This is a genomic window from Micromonospora sp. CA-263727 (assembly GCF_050942455.1).
In the GTDB taxonomy this organism is placed as follows: Bacteria; Actinomycetota; Actinomycetes; order Mycobacteriales; family Micromonosporaceae; genus Micromonospora.
This window is the reverse complement of sequence record NZ_CP192031.1, coordinates 305,905-321,684: the sequence shown is the minus strand read 5'-3', so window position 1 is coordinate 321,684 and position 15,780 is coordinate 305,905. Positions and strand designations below refer to the sequence as shown.

14 protein-coding genes and 1 tRNA gene are annotated in these 15,780 nt (G+C 72.1%); 7 read left to right on the top strand and 8 right to left on the bottom strand.

Going from position 1 to position 15,780, the window contains the following annotated elements; translation table 11 throughout:
• The first annotated feature begins 37 nt into the window (after window positions 1–37).
• Window positions 38–1,267, top strand: a complete 1,230-nt coding sequence (locus ACQPYA_RS01480) for a hypothetical protein (protein WP_433530833.1) — start codon at window positions 38–40, stop codon at window positions 1,265–1,267.
• A gap of 188 nt (window positions 1,268–1,455) precedes the next feature.
• Here the strand turns inward: ACQPYA_RS01480 and ACQPYA_RS01475 are convergent, their stop codons facing one another.
• Window positions 1,456–1,941: a DUF1772 domain-containing protein gene (locus ACQPYA_RS01475; protein WP_433530832.1), complete on the bottom strand. Its 486-nt coding sequence runs from the start codon at window positions 1,939–1,941 to the stop codon at window positions 1,456–1,458.
• 157 nt (window positions 1,942–2,098) lie between these two features.
• Between ACQPYA_RS01475 and ACQPYA_RS01470 the strand changes: the two genes are divergently transcribed.
• Window positions 2,099–2,170 (top strand) — tRNA-Lys (locus tag ACQPYA_RS01470).
• Window positions 2,171–2,285: 115 nt separating this feature from the next.
• On the opposite strand, the gene ACQPYA_RS01465 is transcribed toward ACQPYA_RS01470, so the two are convergent.
• Both ACQPYA_RS01465 and ACQPYA_RS01460 read right to left on the bottom strand, forming a co-directional pair.
• Window positions 2,286–2,696, bottom strand: coding sequence for a type II toxin-antitoxin system VapC family toxin (locus tag ACQPYA_RS01465; protein ID WP_433530831.1), 411 nt, complete (start codon window positions 2,694–2,696; stop codon window positions 2,286–2,288).
• The gene (locus ACQPYA_RS01460) at window positions 2,693–2,971 is read right to left on the bottom strand and encodes a type II toxin-antitoxin system Phd/YefM family antitoxin (protein ID WP_433530830.1); all 279 of its coding nucleotides are present in this window, start codon (window positions 2,969–2,971) and stop codon (window positions 2,693–2,695) included. The genes ACQPYA_RS01465 and ACQPYA_RS01460 overlap by 4 nt, the downstream gene beginning before the upstream one ends.
• A 273-nt stretch (window positions 2,972–3,244) precedes the next feature.
• Between ACQPYA_RS01460 and ACQPYA_RS01455 the strand changes: the two genes are divergently transcribed.
• Window positions 3,245–3,382 (top strand): hypothetical protein, encoded by a 138-nt coding sequence (locus ACQPYA_RS01455; protein WP_433530829.1) that lies wholly within the window; start codon window positions 3,245–3,247, stop codon window positions 3,380–3,382.
• Window positions 3,383–3,417: 35 nt separating this feature from the next.
• On the opposite strand, the gene ACQPYA_RS01450 is transcribed toward ACQPYA_RS01455, so the two are convergent.
• Genes ACQPYA_RS01450 through ACQPYA_RS01435 form a run of 4 tightly spaced genes read right to left on the bottom strand, consistent with a single transcriptional unit; the run spans window position 3,418 to window position 7,341 of the window.
• Window positions 3,418–4,236: an ABC transporter ATP-binding protein gene (locus ACQPYA_RS01450; RefSeq protein ID WP_433530828.1), complete on the bottom strand. Its 819-nt coding sequence runs from the start codon at window positions 4,234–4,236 to the stop codon at window positions 3,418–3,420.
• Complete coding sequence (locus ACQPYA_RS01445; protein WP_433530827.1) at window positions 4,233–5,267, bottom strand: FecCD family ABC transporter permease; 1,035 nt, start codon at window positions 5,265–5,267, stop codon at window positions 4,233–4,235. Before ACQPYA_RS01445 ends, ACQPYA_RS01450 begins: the two co-directional genes overlap by 4 nt.
• On the bottom strand, window positions 5,264–6,307 hold the full coding sequence (locus ACQPYA_RS01440; protein WP_433530826.1) for a FecCD family ABC transporter permease: 1,044 nt from the start codon (window positions 6,305–6,307) through the stop codon (window positions 5,264–5,266). Before ACQPYA_RS01440 ends, ACQPYA_RS01445 begins: the two co-directional genes overlap by 4 nt.
• Window positions 6,307–7,341, bottom strand: coding sequence for an iron-siderophore ABC transporter substrate-binding protein (locus tag ACQPYA_RS01435; RefSeq protein WP_433530825.1), 1,035 nt, complete (start codon window positions 7,339–7,341; stop codon window positions 6,307–6,309). Before ACQPYA_RS01435 ends, ACQPYA_RS01440 begins: the two co-directional genes overlap by 1 nt.
• 327 nt (window positions 7,342–7,668) lie before the next feature.
• On the opposite strand from ACQPYA_RS01435, the gene ACQPYA_RS01430 reads away from it, so the two are divergent.
• Both ACQPYA_RS01430 and ACQPYA_RS01425 read left to right on the top strand, forming a co-directional pair.
• A complete protein-coding gene (locus ACQPYA_RS01430; RefSeq protein ID WP_433533349.1) occupies window positions 7,669–8,130 on the top strand; it encodes a MarR family winged helix-turn-helix transcriptional regulator in 462 nt (153 codons plus the stop codon).
• A 122-nt stretch (window positions 8,131–8,252) separates the two neighbouring features.
• Window positions 8,253–9,215 carry an L-threonylcarbamoyladenylate synthase gene (locus ACQPYA_RS01425; protein WP_433533348.1) on the top strand — a complete coding sequence of 321 codons (963 nt, stop codon included), beginning with the start codon at window positions 8,253–8,255 and terminating at the stop codon, window positions 9,213–9,215.
• Between the two features lie 34 nt (window positions 9,216–9,249).
• Here the strand turns inward: ACQPYA_RS01425 and ACQPYA_RS01420 are convergent, their stop codons facing one another.
• On the bottom strand, window positions 9,250–13,704 hold the full coding sequence (locus tag ACQPYA_RS01420; RefSeq protein ID WP_433530824.1) for an HAD-IC family P-type ATPase: 4,455 nt from the start codon (window positions 13,702–13,704) through the stop codon (window positions 9,250–9,252).
• Between the two features lie 210 nt (window positions 13,705–13,914).
• Between ACQPYA_RS01420 and ACQPYA_RS01415 the strand changes: the two genes are divergently transcribed.
• Both ACQPYA_RS01415 and ACQPYA_RS01410 read left to right on the top strand, forming a co-directional pair.
• Complete coding sequence (locus ACQPYA_RS01415; protein WP_433530823.1) at window positions 13,915–14,175, top strand: hypothetical protein; 261 nt, start codon at window positions 13,915–13,917, stop codon at window positions 14,173–14,175.
• Window positions 14,176–14,310: 135 nt separating this feature from the next.
• Window positions 14,311–15,705 (top strand): MFS transporter, encoded by a 1,395-nt coding sequence (locus ACQPYA_RS01410; protein WP_433530822.1) that lies wholly within the window; start codon window positions 14,311–14,313, stop codon window positions 15,703–15,705.
• Window positions 15,706–15,780: the final 75 nt, after the last annotated feature.

Genomic DNA, 15,780 nt, shown 5'->3' with positions numbered 1-15,780 from the left:
CTCGCACCGACGGCGCTCTGCTCCTAGCATCACGGACGTGCGTCTGAAGCCCCTCGCCGCCGTGGTCGCACTCGGCGTCGCCATGACCGCCCTGTCCGCCTGTGGTCCGTCCGTGCCACGGGCCGACCCCCGAAGCGCCCAGCCGCCGGTGAGCGAGAGCGACACCGACGCCGCCGCGCCGACCGAGGAGGCCGAACAGCCGACCGACCCGTCGACCGGCCAGCCCACCCCGTCGGCCCGTACCGGCCTGGGCGCACCCGGCCCCAGCGCCACGCCATCGTCCGCACCGCAGTCCGTACGCCCCACCGGCAACCCGTCCGGCGGGGCGGCCGTGCCGGCCGAGGCGCGGGCGGTCGACACCTCGAAGCCGACCCGTACCGTCGGCACCGGCACCGCCGCCAGCTGCACCTCCACCGCGGTGGTCCGGGCGGTGGCGGCCGGCGGGATCATCACCTTCGACTGCGGCCCCGACCCGGTGACCATCCAGATGACGGCGACCGCCAAGGTACGCAACGCCAACGGCCCGAAGGTGGTGCTCGACGGCGGCGGCAAGGTCACCCTCAGCGGCCAGGGCAAGCGGCGCATCCTCTACATGAACACCTGCGACGCCCTACAGGGCTGGACCACCTCGCACTGCAACGACCAGGACCACCCGCAGCTGACCGTGCAGAACCTGACCTTCGTAGACGGCGACGCCACCGGCCAGAAGGCCGAAGGCGGCGGCGGTGGAGCGATCTTCGTCCGGGGTGGCCGCTTCAAGGTGGTCAACTCGCACTTCGCCGGCAACCGCTGCGACCGCACCGGCCCGGACGTCGGCGGCGCCGCCATCCGCGTCCTCGACCAGCACAACGACCAGCCGGTGTACGTCGTCAACAGCACCTTCACCGGTGGCTCCTGCGCCAACGGCGGCGCGCTGAGCAGCATCGGAGTCTCCTGGGTGGTGCTCAACAGCGTGCTGCGGAACAACAAGGCGGTCGGCAACGGCGCCAACCCGGCCCGCTCCGGCACCCCCGGCGGCGGCAGCGGCGGCGCGATCTACTGCGACGGCGACAAGTTCTCGGTACGCATCGCCGGCACAATGATCGAGGGCAACGACGCCAAGGAGGGCGGCGGCGCACTCTTCTTCGTCAGCAACAACCGCACCGGCACCCTGCGCATCGAAAACTCGACCCTGCGCCGCAACCCCAGCCACGGCTTCGAGACCTACCCCGGCATCTTCTACCTGGGCTCCGGCACCCCCACCTTCGCCTCCTCCACCATCCGCTAATACCCCCACCCTCACCCCCGCCTGCCCGCCCCCACCCGCCCGCCCTCCCGCCCTCGTTTGTCGATCATGCAGTTGTGGTGCCCGGAAGGTTCGCTCACCCGGCTTTTGTCCAGCACCACAACTGCATGATCGCCGGGCCCGGGGGTGGGGCGGGCGGGGCGAGGCCGGGTGGGCTTGACGTGTCGGGTCTACCGGGTCAGCAGGGCCCCGATCAGGCAGCCGAAGGCGGCGACCGAGCTGACCGTCCGAACCAGGTTCCAGCGCACCCAGGTCGCCTCGAACCCCCGTCGCACCGCCGCCAGGTCGGTGATCCCGTCGACCGACCCGGCGGCGTCCAACTGGTTGTTGAGCGGCACGTTGCACCGCATCGTCACGCCGAGCGTGACCAGATGGCCGACCAGCCCGGCGACGAGCCAGCCGAACACCGCGCCACCGTCGCCCACATATCCGGCGACGGCAACCGCGACCAGCAGCGGCCCGCCGAGAAACACCGACAGGAACCATCCGTTGAGAATCGCCCGGTTGATCGACTGCATGGTCCCGACCAGCGTCCGATCGTCGGTCGCGGCCAGACCCGGCATCACCGAGCAGGCGTACGCGAAGAACAGTCCCGCCACCAGCCCCGTGCTGAGGGTCGCCCCGGCCAGAATGGCGAGGCGGATCGGCTCCGGCACGCTGGACCTCCCCTGTCGTACTGCCGACTGAACCGATCCTGCCAGCCCTGAGCTACCCCCTCGACCCCGTACGCTGCCGAGGCGCTCTCCGGAACCATCGATGGCGGCCCGGAAGCCGCGAGGCCGATCCCGCAGGTGTCCGGTAACCTGAGCGCGCGGGCCGCTAGCTCAATGGCAGAGCTGTGGACTTTTAATCCATAGGTTCAGGGTTCGAGTCCCTGGCGGCCCACTTGAAGCGGATGCCCAAACGGAGGGGTGCCCGGTCGCAGAACGCAGGCCACGGTCGATGTCGTGGCCGCGGCCAAGCGGCGGCCGGACTTCGTACAGGGTGGTGGATTCGTGGGTCAGTTCTGGCCGGGGCTTGCTACGGGTAGTCCTGCTTGCTTGGCGCAATCGAGCAGCCGCCGGTCGTAGGTGACGAAGGCGATAAGTGCCGTGCCGGACTCGTTGGTCAGCACCTGGGCGGTGGCCAGGTGGATGGCGTCAAGGCTGCGGAGCGTCGGCTCGGCGAACGCGGCTGCGGTTGCACGGATCGTGCTGTCGATCTCCAGTCGGAACAGCCGTCCGACAGCAGCCGGCACTCCGATCAACGCACGCGGAGCTGATCGGCGCAGCGCTCTGGGTACTTCCACCTCGACGAGAGCGGAGGAGACCAGCGGCACGTCGTCGTGCTTGTTGAGCCAAGAGACAAGGTCGGCGCTGCATGCTTCCTGCCGCACCAGCTTGACGACGGCAGCTGAATCGAGATAGATCACCAGCGCTCCTCGTCACGCATCGCAGCGAGCGAGGCGGCCACGTCCACACTCTCGTCACCGAGCTTCGGTGGAAGTGGAACGGAGCCGCCGCCGGTGGGAGCGACGGCTCGCCCTGCCGCTACCAGCTTGGCCAGTACCGACCTGTCGTCGCCTACCGGGACAAGTCGGGCGATCGGGCGTCCGCGATCGGTGATCTCGACGGTCTCCCCGCCACTCACCCGAGCCAAGACCTGGCTCGTGTTCTGGTTCAGCTCCCGGACACCGATGCGTTCCATGGACACGAGTGTAGAACCATATGTTCTACGGTTCTAGCTCCTGGTGTCATCCGGGCTGCCTGTTCGCTGACCACCGAGATCCACGAGGTCTAGGCGATGGGGCTGGCCGGCGGTTCGGTGAATGATGTCGGAATCATCACGCGCGACCTGAGGTCCGTGAGGTGGGCAGGTCCAGGGTCAGCGGATCGCCTGCGATCGTGACGGTGTGGTTCACATGGTGGTACCTCCGGCCCACGCTTTGACCTGCGTTTTCATGTTCCCGGAGTGTCTGTTGTGGCGCTTGGTAGCTTGCTGGGCGCTTGTACCCAGCGGCTCGCCGAGGCCGGCGTCGTCGCCTCGGTCGGGTCCAAGAGCGACTCGTACGACAACGCGATGACCCAGCCGGTCACCGCACCCCTGAAAACCAGCTGACCAGCTTTCCACCAGACCCGGGGCTTGACAACCTGTCATGCGTCGCCGGCCATGGACCGCATGTGGTGGCGTCCGATCGGAAGCATCAGAGGCTTGCCGGAGAGCGGGTCGATGATCACCTGGCTGTCCAGGCCGAAGACCGCGCGGACGCAGCCCTCGGTCAGCACCGCGGCCGGTTCGCCCGCCGCGTGTAGCGCACCGGCGGCGAGGGCGATCAGATGATCGGCGTAGCGGGCGGCCATGTTCAGGTCGTGCAGCACCATCACGATCGTGGTGCCACGGTCCCGGTTCAGGTCGGTGAGCAGGTCCAGCACCTCGACCTGGTGGCTGACGTCGAGGAACGTCGTGGGCTCGTCGAGCAGCAGCAGGTCAGTCTGCTGGGCGAGGGCCATCGCGATCCACACCCGCTGGCGCTGGCCGCCGGAGAGTTCGTCGACCGAGCGGTCGGCCAGGTCGGCGGTCCGGGTGGCGTCTAGGGCGGCCGCCACGGCACGGTCGTCGCCCTTGCTCCAGCGCGACAGGATCCGCTGGTGTGGGTTGCGGCCCCGGCCGACCAGGTCGGCGACCGTGATGCCCTCCGGCGCGATCGGCGACTGGGGAAGCAGGCCGAGGGTGCGGGCCAGTTCCTTGGCCGGCATCCGGTGCACCTCCCGGCCGTCCAGCAGGACGTGCCCGGTGCGTGGCGCGAGCAGCCGCGACATGGCGCGCAGCAGTGTCGATTTTCCGCACGCGTTGGCGCCGACGATCGCGGTGATCCGTCCCGGTGGCACAAGCAGGTCGAGCGACTCGATGACGACTCGGTCGGCGTAGCCGACGGTCAGTTTCTCGACCGTGAGCGAATGGGTGGTGGTCACAGGGAGCCTCCCGCGCGGTTCGTGCGGATGAGCAGGTAGATGAGGTACGGGGCGCCGAGCACGCCCGTGATGACGCCGACCGGGTAGCGGATGCCGAAGGCGAACTGGCCGATGAAGTCCGCGGTCAGCACCAGCAGAGCGCCGACCAGGGCGGACGGGAGCAGCAGCGAGCCGCCGGAGCCGAGCAGGCGGGCGGCGATCGGGCCGGCAAGGAACGCCACGAAGGCGATCGGCCCGGTGGCCGAGGTGGCGAACGCGATCAGCCCGACGGCGGCGACGATGGCCACCAGCCGGGTGCGTTCGAGCCGGGTGCCGAGGGCGGCCGCGGTGTCGTCGCCGAGTTGCAACATAGACAGGTTACGGGACTGGCTGAGCAGTATCGGGCCGAGGAGCAGCAGGGCAAGTAGCACCGGGACGGTCTCGTCCCAGGTCGAGCCGTTCAGGCTGCCGTTCAGCCAGCGCATCGCGGCTTGCAGGTCCCACTGGCCAGCCTGGGACAGCACGTACGCGGTGGCGCTGTGCAGCATGGCGGCGATGCCGATGCCGATCAGCACCAGCCGGGTCCCGGCCACCCCGTCCTTGAACGACAAGACGTAGATGATCAGCGCCACGCCGAGCCCGGCGGTAATGGCGAACGCGGAGACGCCGGTTTCGTCAAGTCCCAGGACGATGATGGCGAAGGCGGCCGCGGCGCCGGCGCCGGCGCTGATGCCGATGATGTCGGGACTGGCCAGCGGGTTGCGCAGCATGGTCTGGAACGTGACCCCGCCGATGCCGAAGCACAGGCCGGTGATCAGCGCGAGGACGGCGCGGGGCAGCCGCAGCGTGCCGACCGTGAAGGAGGCCCCGGGCACGGTCTCGCCGAGGACCACCCGCAGCACGTCACCGGGTGGGTAGAAGGTCTTCCCGGCCATCAGCGAGACGGCGAACATCGCGGCAACGGCCACCGCCAGGACGGCCAGTACGGTTCGCCGCCGCCGGCCACGCCGGACCCGGCTGCGGGTGACGGCTGCCAGGGTCGTGGTGCTCACAGTTCGCGTACCTTCTGCCGGCGGACGATGTAGATGAAGAACGGGGCGCCGATCAGGGCGGTGATGATGCCGGCCTCGATCTCGTCGGGCCGGTTCACCATTCGGCCGACGACGTCCGCGGCGGTCAGTAGCACGGCGCCGACGAGCGTTGCGAACGGCAGCAGCCAGCGGTGGTCCAGGCCGACGAGCAGGCGGCACATGTGCGGGACGATCAGGCCGACGAAGGCGATCGGCCCGGCGATGGCAGTGGCCGCACCGCACAGCACGACCGCGCCGAGGGCGGCGGCGCCGCGGGCCAGGCCGACCCGTTCGCCGAGGCCGGCGGCCAACTCGTCGCCGAGTGCCAACGCGTTCAGCGGCCGGGCGCAGAGCAGACAGATGCCCAGGCCGCCGATCAGGAACGGGAGGATGTGACCGAGGCTGTTCCAGGTCGCGCCGCCGACGCCGCCGACCTGCCAGGATCGGAAGTTGTCGACGATGTCACCGCGAGGCAGCACGACCGCGACGACCAGGGAGGCCAGCGCGGCGGAGGTGGCGGCGCCAGCCAGGGCGATCTTGAGCGGGGTGGCGCCGCCGCGGCCGAGGGAACCGACTGCATAGACGAACACGGCGGTGACGGCGGCACCGGCGATGGCGACCCAGATGTAGTCGGTGGCGGTGGAGAGCCCGACGGTCACCATGGCGACGGCCACCGCCAGCGAGGCGCCCGTGTTCACGCCGAGGATGCCAGGGTCGGCGAGGGGGTTGCGGGTGACGCCCTGCATGACCGCGCCGGACAGGCCCAGAGCCGCGCCGACCAGAGCCGCGAGCAGTGTCCTCGGGATGCGCTTGACCACGGCCGCCTGGTCAAGAGTCTCGTCGGATCCGCCTACGGCGGCCATGATGTCAGACCAGCCGACGATGCGGGAGCCGAAGGCGACCGAGGCCAGCATGACGAGAAGCAGGACGGCGAGCACGAGCAGGAGCCAGGCCAGGCGCACCCGGGCCGGACGTCCCAGAGCGGCGACGTCCGGCCCGGACGAGGTTTCGACGTACGTCATCAGAGCTTGTCGGCTGCCCTGCCGAGCAGGTCGACGTAGTCGTTCAGCACGAACGGGATGGCTAGCGGGGTGGGATTGGCGGCGGTGGCCACCGGGGTGCTGCCGGGCAGCGCGACGAACGAGCCACGCTTGATCGCTGGGATCTTGGAGAGCAGCGGGTCCTTCTGCAGGGTGGCGAGGGTGGTGCCCTCGGCGTCACCGTACGTCACGATGATGTCCACGTCGCTGAGGTTCTGGACCTGCTCGGCGCTCTGCGTGAGGCTGAACTGGTCAGTGGTCGCCGAGACGGTCGCGATGCTTTCCGGGTGCTTCATGCCGAGGTCGGTGAAGAACTGCGCCCGGGTGTCATGGGTGGTGTAAAAGCTGATCTTACTGAGGTCGGTCGGATCGATGTGAGTCAGAAACATCGCCGACTTGCCGGCCAGTTTCGGGTACCGCGCGACTGAGTCGGCCATCTGCTTCTCGATGTCGGCGATCAGGGCGTCGCCCTCGGCTGCCAGGCCGAGGGCCTGGCTCTCCAGCTTGATACTGTCGCGCCAGGCGGTGGCCCACGGAGCCTTCGGGTACGCGACGACCGGCGCGATCTTGCTCAGCGTGTCGTAGTCCTGCTTGGTCAGGCCCGAGTAGGCGGCCAGGATGACGTCCGGCCTGGTGTCCGCCACGGCCTCGAAGTCGATGCCGTCGGTCTCGTCGAACAGCACCGGGGTCTGCGCGCCCAACTCCTTGAGCTTCGCGGCGTCCCAGGGCAGCAGGCCGTCGCCGTCCTCGTCGCCGAAGTTGGCCTTGGCGTAGCCGACCGGGACCACGCCGAGCGCCAGCGGCACCTCGTGGTTGGCCCAGTTCACGGTGGCGACCCGCTCGGGCTTCTTGTCGATGGTCGTGGCGCCGAACGCGTGCGTGATCGTTACCGGGAACGACGCTGCGGCGCTGCCGGACGCGGCCGGAGTGTCGCTGTCGGACGATCCGCCGCAGGCGACGAGCGCGAAGGCGGCGGTTGCAGCGACGAATCCTGCGAGGTATCGGGTGGCGCGCATGGTGCAACTCCACTTCTAGATAGGTAAGGCAAACCTAACCTAACAGCCGCGCGAGGCAAGCTCATGTTTGCCCTCCCTCCCTCGACGGCCGCTTACTCGGACCGAGCGGGCTACGCCTCCGGGTTGGGCCCTGCTCGTGCACGCGGTCCCGGATCGGCGCTTCGGGCCGGTGTCTGGCGCCGCACCAGCGCCGGTGGACGGCTGGGCCGACGGGCCGCTGGCACTCGAACCCGCCGGCACCAGTCATTCCGGCCGTGCTCTTGACCTGAACTCAAGTTGAGGTTCTACCTTCGTCCTCAGCCGTCGATGCCGGAGGTAGATCACGTGATGATGCAGCAGTTGTCCGACGCCGAACTTGCGGGCCAACCTGCCGCCTATTGGAGTGGCGTTGCCTACGAGTCGCTCATCGCCTTCACCCGCGCCCGGTTTGCCGAACACGGCTTCACCCAGCCTCAGTTCTGGCTGCTGCGTAACCTCTCCAACAATGACCTACTACCGGATGGTGGCGGGCTGACCGTGCTGGAGCTCCAGCAGGCGATGAGCTCGTACCGCAGGGCCGAAGACGATCTGGATGCTGAAGCCAAGACCCTGTTGGAGCGTGGGTGGCTGACCCGAGACGGTGAAGGAAGACTGTGGATCACCGAGGCGGGGGAGGAGGCTCGCGTCGACATTGCGCGGCATGCTCCGGCGATCCGCGCCCAAATCCATGAGGGCATCGATGATGCGGATTACGTCACAACCCTCAGGGTGCTTCGGCGGATGATCCGGAACACCGGCGGCCCGACATAGAGGAGCGTGGCAGGAGAACTGGCTATTCGGTCGTCACTTTGCCTGACGGCCGGAGAGCGCCGTTTGGCGGTGGCGGGGCGCAGGCTAGCGTCGAGGGTGTGAGCACCGGATTTCCCCGTCTTCTGCCCGCCGACGGCGACCTTGCCGAGGCCGCGGCCGTCCTGCGTGCCGGCGGGTTGGTGGCCTTTCCCACCGAGACCGTCTACGGCCTGGGCGCGAACGCGTTGGACGCGCGGGCGGCGGCCCGGATCTTCGAGGCGAAGGCGCGGCCGAGCTTCGATCCGCTGATCACCCATCTCGCCGACGCGGCCGACCTGGAGCCGCTGGTCGGGCCGGTGCCGCCGGTGGTGGCGGCGTTGGCGGCCCGGTTCTGGCCGGGGCCGCTGACGCTCATCGTGGATCGGCCGGCGGCGATCCCGCCGATCGTCACCTCCGGGCTGGAAACGATGGCGGTCCGGGTGCCGGACAACGATCACGCCCGGCGGCTGATCGCGGTGGCGGGCGTGCCGGTGGCCGCGCCGAGCGCCAACCGGTTCGGCCAGCTCAGCCCGACCCGGGCCGAGCACGTGGTGCGCGGGTTGGGTGCCGCCGTGGAGGTGGTGCTCGACGGCGGGCCGACCCGCTGCGGCATCGAGTCGACGATCGTGGACGCCCGGGGGGAGCGGCCGGTGGTGCTGCGGCTCGGCGCGCTGCCGGTCGAGGAGGTGGAGAAGGTGACCGGCCCGGTGACGGTGCGTCCGGGTAGTTCGGGGCATCCGGTGGCACCGGGCACCCTCGCGGCGCACTACGCCCCGCGTACGCCGCTGCGGCTGTTGGGGGGCGGCGAGCCGGTGGCCGGCGACGGTGCTCGGCGTGGCTACCTGGCGTTCCGGGACCGGCCGGTGGACGGCTGGGCGGCGGTGGAGGTGCTCTCCGCCGCCGGGGACCTTACCGAGGCGGCGGCCCGGCTCTTCGACGCGTTGCATCGGCTGGACGCGGCGGGGGTGACCGAGATCGTCGCGGAGCCGGTGCCGGAGACGGGTGTCGGCCGGGCAATCAACGACCGGCTGCGCCGTGCCGCCGCCACCTGGCAACCCGCCAGCTGACGCCACCTGGCAACCCGCCGGATGGCGCGGTCGGTCAGGGCTCCTGCTCCGGAGGGCCGTCCTGGTTCGCCGGGTCGGGTTGCTCGCCGTTGACCTCCGGTAGCCGGGCGACCAGTCGGGTGAGAGCGCCGTTGGCGAGGGTGGCACCGAGCGCCGAACCGGTGGCGATGGTCCAGCCCACCGGCCCCAGGGGGGTGCAACCGAAGAACTGGCTCACCCCGGGGGTCTGCACCACCACGGCCAGCACGCCGATCGACGCGGCGGTCGAGGCGAGCACGGACGGGCTGGTGCCGCCGGCCAGGACGGTCTGTCCGAGTTGCGTACCGACCAGGGAGACCAGGGCGATGGTGCCGGCGCGCTGGCGGGTGCCGGTGTAGCGGGCCAGGGCCCAGCCGGCGGTCGCGCCGAGCGTGGTGGCGGCGGCGCGCAGCCCGATCTCCCGGGTCATGGTCCCGCCGAGTGAGCTGTCCGGCCCTTCGCGGAGCAGGTCGTCGGCGTGGTCGCCGCCGGGCGGCCGGACGGCGATGGCCAGCGCGGGTGCCATGTCGGTGAGCAGGTTGACCAGCAGCAGTTGGCGGCCGTTGAGTGCGGCCTGCCCGGTGGCGGCGGCGGTCAGCACGCTGAAGGCGATCTCGCCGAGGTTGCCGCCGACCAGGATGCTCAGCGCGTGCCGCACCGAGGACCACATCGCCCGGCCCTCGACCAGGGTGGCGATGATGGTCTCCAACCGGTCGTCGGTGACCACCAGGTCGGCGGCGGCCCGGGCCGCCGGGGTGCCGCGTTGGCCGAGGGCGATGCCGACGTCGGCCAGCCGGATGGCGGGCGCGTCGTTGGCGCCGTCGCCGGTCATCGCGACGGTACGCCCGCACTTCTGCAACGCCTGGATGATGCGGACCTTGTGCGCCGGGGTGCACCGGGCCACCACGTCGGTGGCGGCCAGCCGGGCGGCCAGGGCATCGTCGTCGAGTTGGTCGAGTTCGGTCGCGGTGACCACCCGCTGGGCGTCCCCGTCGCTGATGGTGGCGGCGATCGCCTCAGCGGTCGCCGGGTGGTCACCAGTGATCATGATGGTGTGCACGCCGGCCTGGCGGATCCGGCGTACGGCCGGCGCGGCGCTGGCGCGTACCCCGTCGGCGAGCGCCAGGAACCCGGTGAAGACCAGGCCGCGCACGTCCTCGTCGGCGATGTCCGGGGCGCCGACCGTGCATTCGGCGACGGCGAGGATGCGTTGCCCGGCCCCGGCGCGCTCACCGAGCAGCCGGTGCAGCTCGGCGCGGCCCGCGTCGTCCAGCGGCTCGTCCCGCCCGCCGGTGCGGCGGGCGGCGCAGCGGGGCAGCACGCTCTCCGGTGCGCCCTTCACGCTGAGCAGCATTCGTCCCTCGGTCTCCCCGACCGTGGCGTGGTAGCCCCGGGACGGCTCGAACGGCAGGCCGCCGCGCGCCCGCCAGCCGGGAGCGCCCTCCTGTTCGGCCACCCCGGCGGTGGTGGCGCCCCGCAGCACCGCCCGGTCGGTCTGCATGGAGAGCTCCTCCGGGTCCTCCGCGGCCGGGGTGGCGCGCAGCGCCGTCGCGAGGGTCCGCCGAAGCCGGTCGTCGAGTTGGTCGATCGGGGCGTACCCGTCGGCGTCACCCACCCCGGCCAGCAGCAGGTGCCCCTCGGTGAGGGTGCCCGTCTTGTCGAAGCAGAGGACGTCGACCCGGCCGAGCGCCTCGATGGTGCGCGGGTTGCGGACCAGCGCGCCGTGCTCGGCCAGCCGCCGGGCGGCGGCCAGTTGGGCGGCGCTGACCAGGAACGGCAGCCCCTCGGGCACCGACGCGACGGCCAGGTTCGCCGCGGTCGCCGCCGTCTGGGCCAGGGGTACGCCGCGCAGCAGCCCGGCACCGACCACCGCCACGGCCGACCCCGCGGCCAGCGGGATCGCGGTCTGGGTCAGCCGGCCGAGGCGGGCCTCGACGCCGCTGGCGGGTGGCGCCTGGCGGGCCAGGGCGAGACTGCGGCCGGCCTCGGTGTCGGCGCCGGTGGCCACGACGACGCCGACCCCGCGTCCGGCGGCGATCGTGGTCCCCTCGTAGACCATCGACCGGCGTTCGGCCACCGCCGCGGCCACCACCGGCTGGTCGGTCTTGCTGACCGGAAGCGACTCGCCGGTCAGGGAGGACTCGTCGGCTTCCAGCCCGACGGATTCCAGCACCCGGCAGTCGGCGGGTACGGCGTCGCCGGATTCGAGCACGATCACGTCGCCGGGTACCAGGTCGTCGGCGGGCACCACCCGTTCGACGCCGTCCCGGCAGACCCGGGCGGTGACCGCCGAGCGGGACAGCAGCTCGGCCAGCGACCGTTCGGTGTTGCGTTGGTGCACCGCGCCGACCAGCGCGGACCCGCCGACCACCCCGCCGACCAGGGCCGCGTCGACCAGCGAGCCGAAGCTGGCGGAGAGCACCGCCCCGGCGGCGAGCACCGGGGTGAGCGGATTGGCCAACTCGTCGACGAAGGCGCGCAGCAGCCCGCTCGGGCCGGATGTCTCGCCCGGCCCGGCGGCCTGCCGGCGTTCGGCCTCGGCGTCGGTCAGCCCGTTGCGTCCCGTGTCGAGCTGGTCGAGGACGGTCGGCACCGGCATCAGGTGCCACGCGGTGATCGCGGGGGCGGGTGACTCGGTGCGTTCGGAGAGCCGGCTGGCCCGCCAGACGCCGTGCGCGAAGGCCAGTGCCGCCGCGCCGTTGACCGAGGAGAGCGTGCGGGCGGGCAACTGCGCGGGGGCGGCGGTGAAGGCGCCGAGCGCACCCAGGCCGCTGCCGGCCAGGCCGATGCGCAGGTTCTGCGCGGTCATCCGGCGGGCCACCCCGGCCGCTTCGATGATCAGCGCGACGATCCGCAGGTCGGTCCCGACCAGCAGGTGCGCCCCCCACGGTGGCAGCGCCTCCGGTTCGGCGAGGCCGAGACCGCAGTCCGCTGCGGCCAGCGCCGCCCGGTCGGCGGAGACCAGCATCACCACCGCACCCTCGCGTTGCAGTTGGCGCACTGATTCGGCCAGCCGGTCGCCGCCGGGTAGCAGCGCGTCGGCGGAGGCGTACCGCTGGGCGTCGCCGCCGGCCACGACGAGCCGCAACCCGGCCTGTCGGGCGACGGCCGGCAGGGTTTCGACGCCGGGTGCCGGCTCCGGCTCCATCCGCAGGACGGCCGCCAGGGCGTCGCCCTCGGCGAGGCCGAGCAGGTTGCCGCCGCGTTCGCGTAGCCGCCGGCTGTCGTCGGTGTCGCCGGGGTCGCGTGCGTCGAGGCGGTTCAGCGGCCCGAGCCGCCAGCCGTCGAGGTGACGTACCGCTTCCGGAGTTGCCGGCTCGAAGAGCGCGAATGCCCGCGCCGCCACCTGGGACGTGTCGGCGCCGGGCAGCGGGGCCAGGTCGGCCAGGACGCCCCGGTCGGAGCCGAGCACCCGGTCGTCCAGGACCAGCGTGTCGATCCGGTCGAGTTCCCGCAGCACGCTGCGGTCCATCGCGATGACGCCGCGCCGGGCGAGGATCCGCCCGAGTTGGGCGGCGTACCCTTCGCGTCCGCTGCCGGGCGCTTTGGGTAGCGCGGAGAGCCCCAGCGCGGCGGCCCGTTTCGGGCCGACGACGGGCGTTGCCGCGGCGACGGCCGCCGCTCCGCTGCCGATCATCCGGCTGATGTACCGCTCGGTGGGCCCGTCCGGCTTGGGGCAGGGACGTTCATGAGCCGGGGTGCGCGCCACGGCGCGTTCCGGATCACCGGTGAGCCGCGGTTCGGCCTTTGTCCAGGCATGTTGCTGGGCCAGGGCCTCGCCCCACTGCACGACTCGTTGCGCACCGTCGAGCACGATGCCCGTCCAGCCGCCGGTCAGACCCTGCACCACCGCCTCGGCGAGCGGGAAGAGCACGTCGGCGCGCGGGTCGGCGCGCAGTCCCCGGCCGGCCAGGGCGTGCAGCTTCGGGTGCAGGTCGATGGCGCTGAGCAGGCCGGACACCTCACCCGGGATCGGCGTGACGGGCAGGATCCGGGTGGCCGCGGAGATGGTCAGGCCGAGTGCGTCGGAGGCGAGAGCGCCGAGGGTACGCGGGGTACGCGGCCCCTCCTCGGGCGGATGCGGGGGCGGGATCTCCGGATCCGGTTCGTGGGGGCAGCTGCGTTCGGTGCGGGCAACGGTGGCGATGAGGTCGCGCAGTTTTGGTTCCGGCTCGCCGACCGCCACGACGACTCGCCCGGACGGGGCGTTGACCCGTGCCCAGAGCACACCCGGCATCCGTTCCAGCGCCGTTTCCACCTGGCGGGCCAGGGTGTCGCCGCCGTTCTGGCAGACACCGCGCACCTCGATGTGGTGCCGCCCCGGGCGGGACCACACCCGCCGGCTGGTCAGTCCGACCGCGCGGGCCAGCCGGGTGGCGGCGGCACCCATGCTGCGGGAGGCCTCACCCACCACCGGTGGTACGGCGACCGGTGGCCGGAGGCGGCGGGCGAGGCCGCCAAGGGAGGTCATCGAAGGGTACGACGGTTCAGGTGGACGATCGGCTTTCCGCTGCCCCTGCCGTGCCGCATCTCGCCTCCTACCGTTTGTGCCCGGCGGCCTGGCTTCCCGGCGGGGCGTCCCTTATGCCCGTCCGGGCGGGGGAAGTTTCCCGCTCGGGTGGGCATGGACCGCCCCGGCGGTGGAATCCGGGGTGGGCGTCAACGTCAGGGGGAGGTCGACATGAGTGCGCTGACTCGACAGCTCAGCGGGACACACGAGACGTTGCGGGCGTTCACCCGCCGGATGGAGATTCCCGGGCTCGGCGAGGTGGCCGTGCCCCCGCCGGACAAGCTCGCCTACTACGCGGGGATCGGGGTGCTCGCCGCGCTCCAGGTGATCGAGTGGCCGCTGGCGCTGGTGATCACCGCCGGGCATCTGTTGGCCGACCAGCACCTGTCCGGGCTGGCGAAGGGGGTCGGTGAGGCGCTGGAAGCCGCCTGAGGGTAAGCCGCGTCACGCTTGACCTCAAGGTGGGTTGAGGTCGGAGGCTCGGGTCATGCCGATCGACCCGCTCCCGACCGGGACCGCCGTCACCGAGCGCCGCCCACGTCGTCCGGCCTGCGGCCCGGGCGCTCGATGACGGCCACCCTCCCGGCGGCGGCCCCGACCCCGCCGGATGCGCTCCTCGCGCCCCGCCTGCGGGCGATGACGGTGGGCAGCGTCGCGCTGGTCTCGTTGCTGGCGTTCGAGGCCCTCGCGGTGGGCACGGCGATGCCGACCGTGGCCCGCAGCCTGGACGGGCTGGCCCTGTACGGGATCGCCTTCGGCGGCCCGTTCGCCGCCGGTGTGGTGGCGATGGTGCTCTCCGGCATCTGGTGCGACGCCCGGGGCCCGCGCGTACCCATGTGGTCCGGCCTCGCCGGGTTCGTGGCCGGGTTGCTGCTCGCCGGCGGTGCGCACGCGATGGGCACGCTCGTCATCGGTCGGATCGTGCAGGGCTTCGGCTCCGGCCTGCTGTCGGTCGCGCTGTACGTCATCGTCGCCCAGGCGTACCCGGAGCACCTGCACCGCCGCATCTTCGCCGCTTTCGCCGCCGCCTGGGTCGTGCCGTCCCTGGTGGGGCCGGTACTGGCCGGGCTGGTCGTGGAGCATTTCGGCTGGCGGTGGGTCTTCCTGGCGGTGCCGGTGGTGGCGGTGCCGGCGGTGCTGCTGATCCACCCGGGCCTGCGCTCGGTCGGCCCGGTCCGGCCGGCGGCCGGGGTCGTGGACCGACCGGTCGGCGCGTTGGCGCGGATCGGTTGGGCCTGCGGGGCGGGGGTGAGCGCCGCACTGTTGCACATCGGGGGGCAGCAGCGCGGCGCCACCGCCGTGGTACTGGTCGGGCTGGCCCTGGCCGGAGTCCTGATCAGCGCCCCGCGCCTGCTGCCCGGCGGGTTCCTGCGGGCCCGGCGGGGCCTGCCTACCGTGGTCGGGCTGCGTGGCCTGGCCGCGGGCGCCTTCGTCGGCGCCGAGGTGGTGATCCCGCTGATGCTGTCCCGGGAGCGCGGATTCTCGCCCACCGCCGCCGGTCTGGTGCTGACCACCGGCGCGGTCGCCTGGTCGTTCGGCTCGTGGTTGCAGGGGCGGATCCGCGCGCCCCGGTCCCCGGCCACCCTGCCGAGGTCCGGCCTCACCTGCATCACGGTCGGCACCGCCGTGGTGGCGGTCTCGGTCGCGCCGGCCGTGCCGGCCTGGGTGGGCGTGCTCGGCTGGGCGGCGGCCGGCCTCGGCATGGGGCTGCTCTACCCGTCGCTGTCGGTGCTCACCCTGGAGTTGTCGGCCCCCGGCGAGCAGGGACGCAACAGCTCGTCGCTGCAACTGTGCGACTCGCTCGCGGCGGCGACCGTGCTGGCGCTGACCGGCGCGGTGCTCGCCGCCGGAGCCGCACCCGGGCCGGCCAGCTACGCGGGGACGCTCGTGGTGGCCGCCGGACTGGCGCTGCTCGGGGCGTTCCTCGCCGGCCGGGTGGTGCCCGGACCGCGACCGGCCTGACCATGTCCGGACCATCTCCGACACGGACGGGCGAACGGCCACAAGATGACACCTGCTCCCGTTCACGTTCGCCCT

Coding starts and splice junctions, on each gene's coding strand:
- ACQPYA_RS01430 (WP_433533349.1), top strand. CDS start 7,669: ATGATGCAGCAGTTGTCCGACGCCGAACTTGCGGGCCAACCTGCCGCC.
- ACQPYA_RS01410 (WP_433530822.1), top strand. CDS start 14,311: ATGACGGCCACCCTCCCGGCGGCGGCCCCGACCCCGCCGGATGCGCTC.
- ACQPYA_RS01440 (WP_433530826.1), bottom strand. CDS start 6,307: ATGACGTACGTCGAAACCTCGTCCGGGCCGGACGTCGCCGCTCTGGGA.
- ACQPYA_RS01435 (WP_433530825.1), bottom strand. CDS start 7,341: ATGCGCGCCACCCGATACCTCGCAGGATTCGTCGCTGCAACCGCCGCC.
- ACQPYA_RS01460 (WP_433530830.1), bottom strand. CDS start 2,971: ATGGAACGCATCGGTGTCCGGGAGCTGAACCAGAACACGAGCCAGGTC.
- ACQPYA_RS01415 (WP_433530823.1), top strand. CDS start 13,915: ATGAGTGCGCTGACTCGACAGCTCAGCGGGACACACGAGACGTTGCGG.
- ACQPYA_RS01420 (WP_433530824.1), bottom strand. CDS start 13,704: ATGACCTCCCTTGGCGGCCTCGCCCGCCGCCTCCGGCCACCGGTCGCC.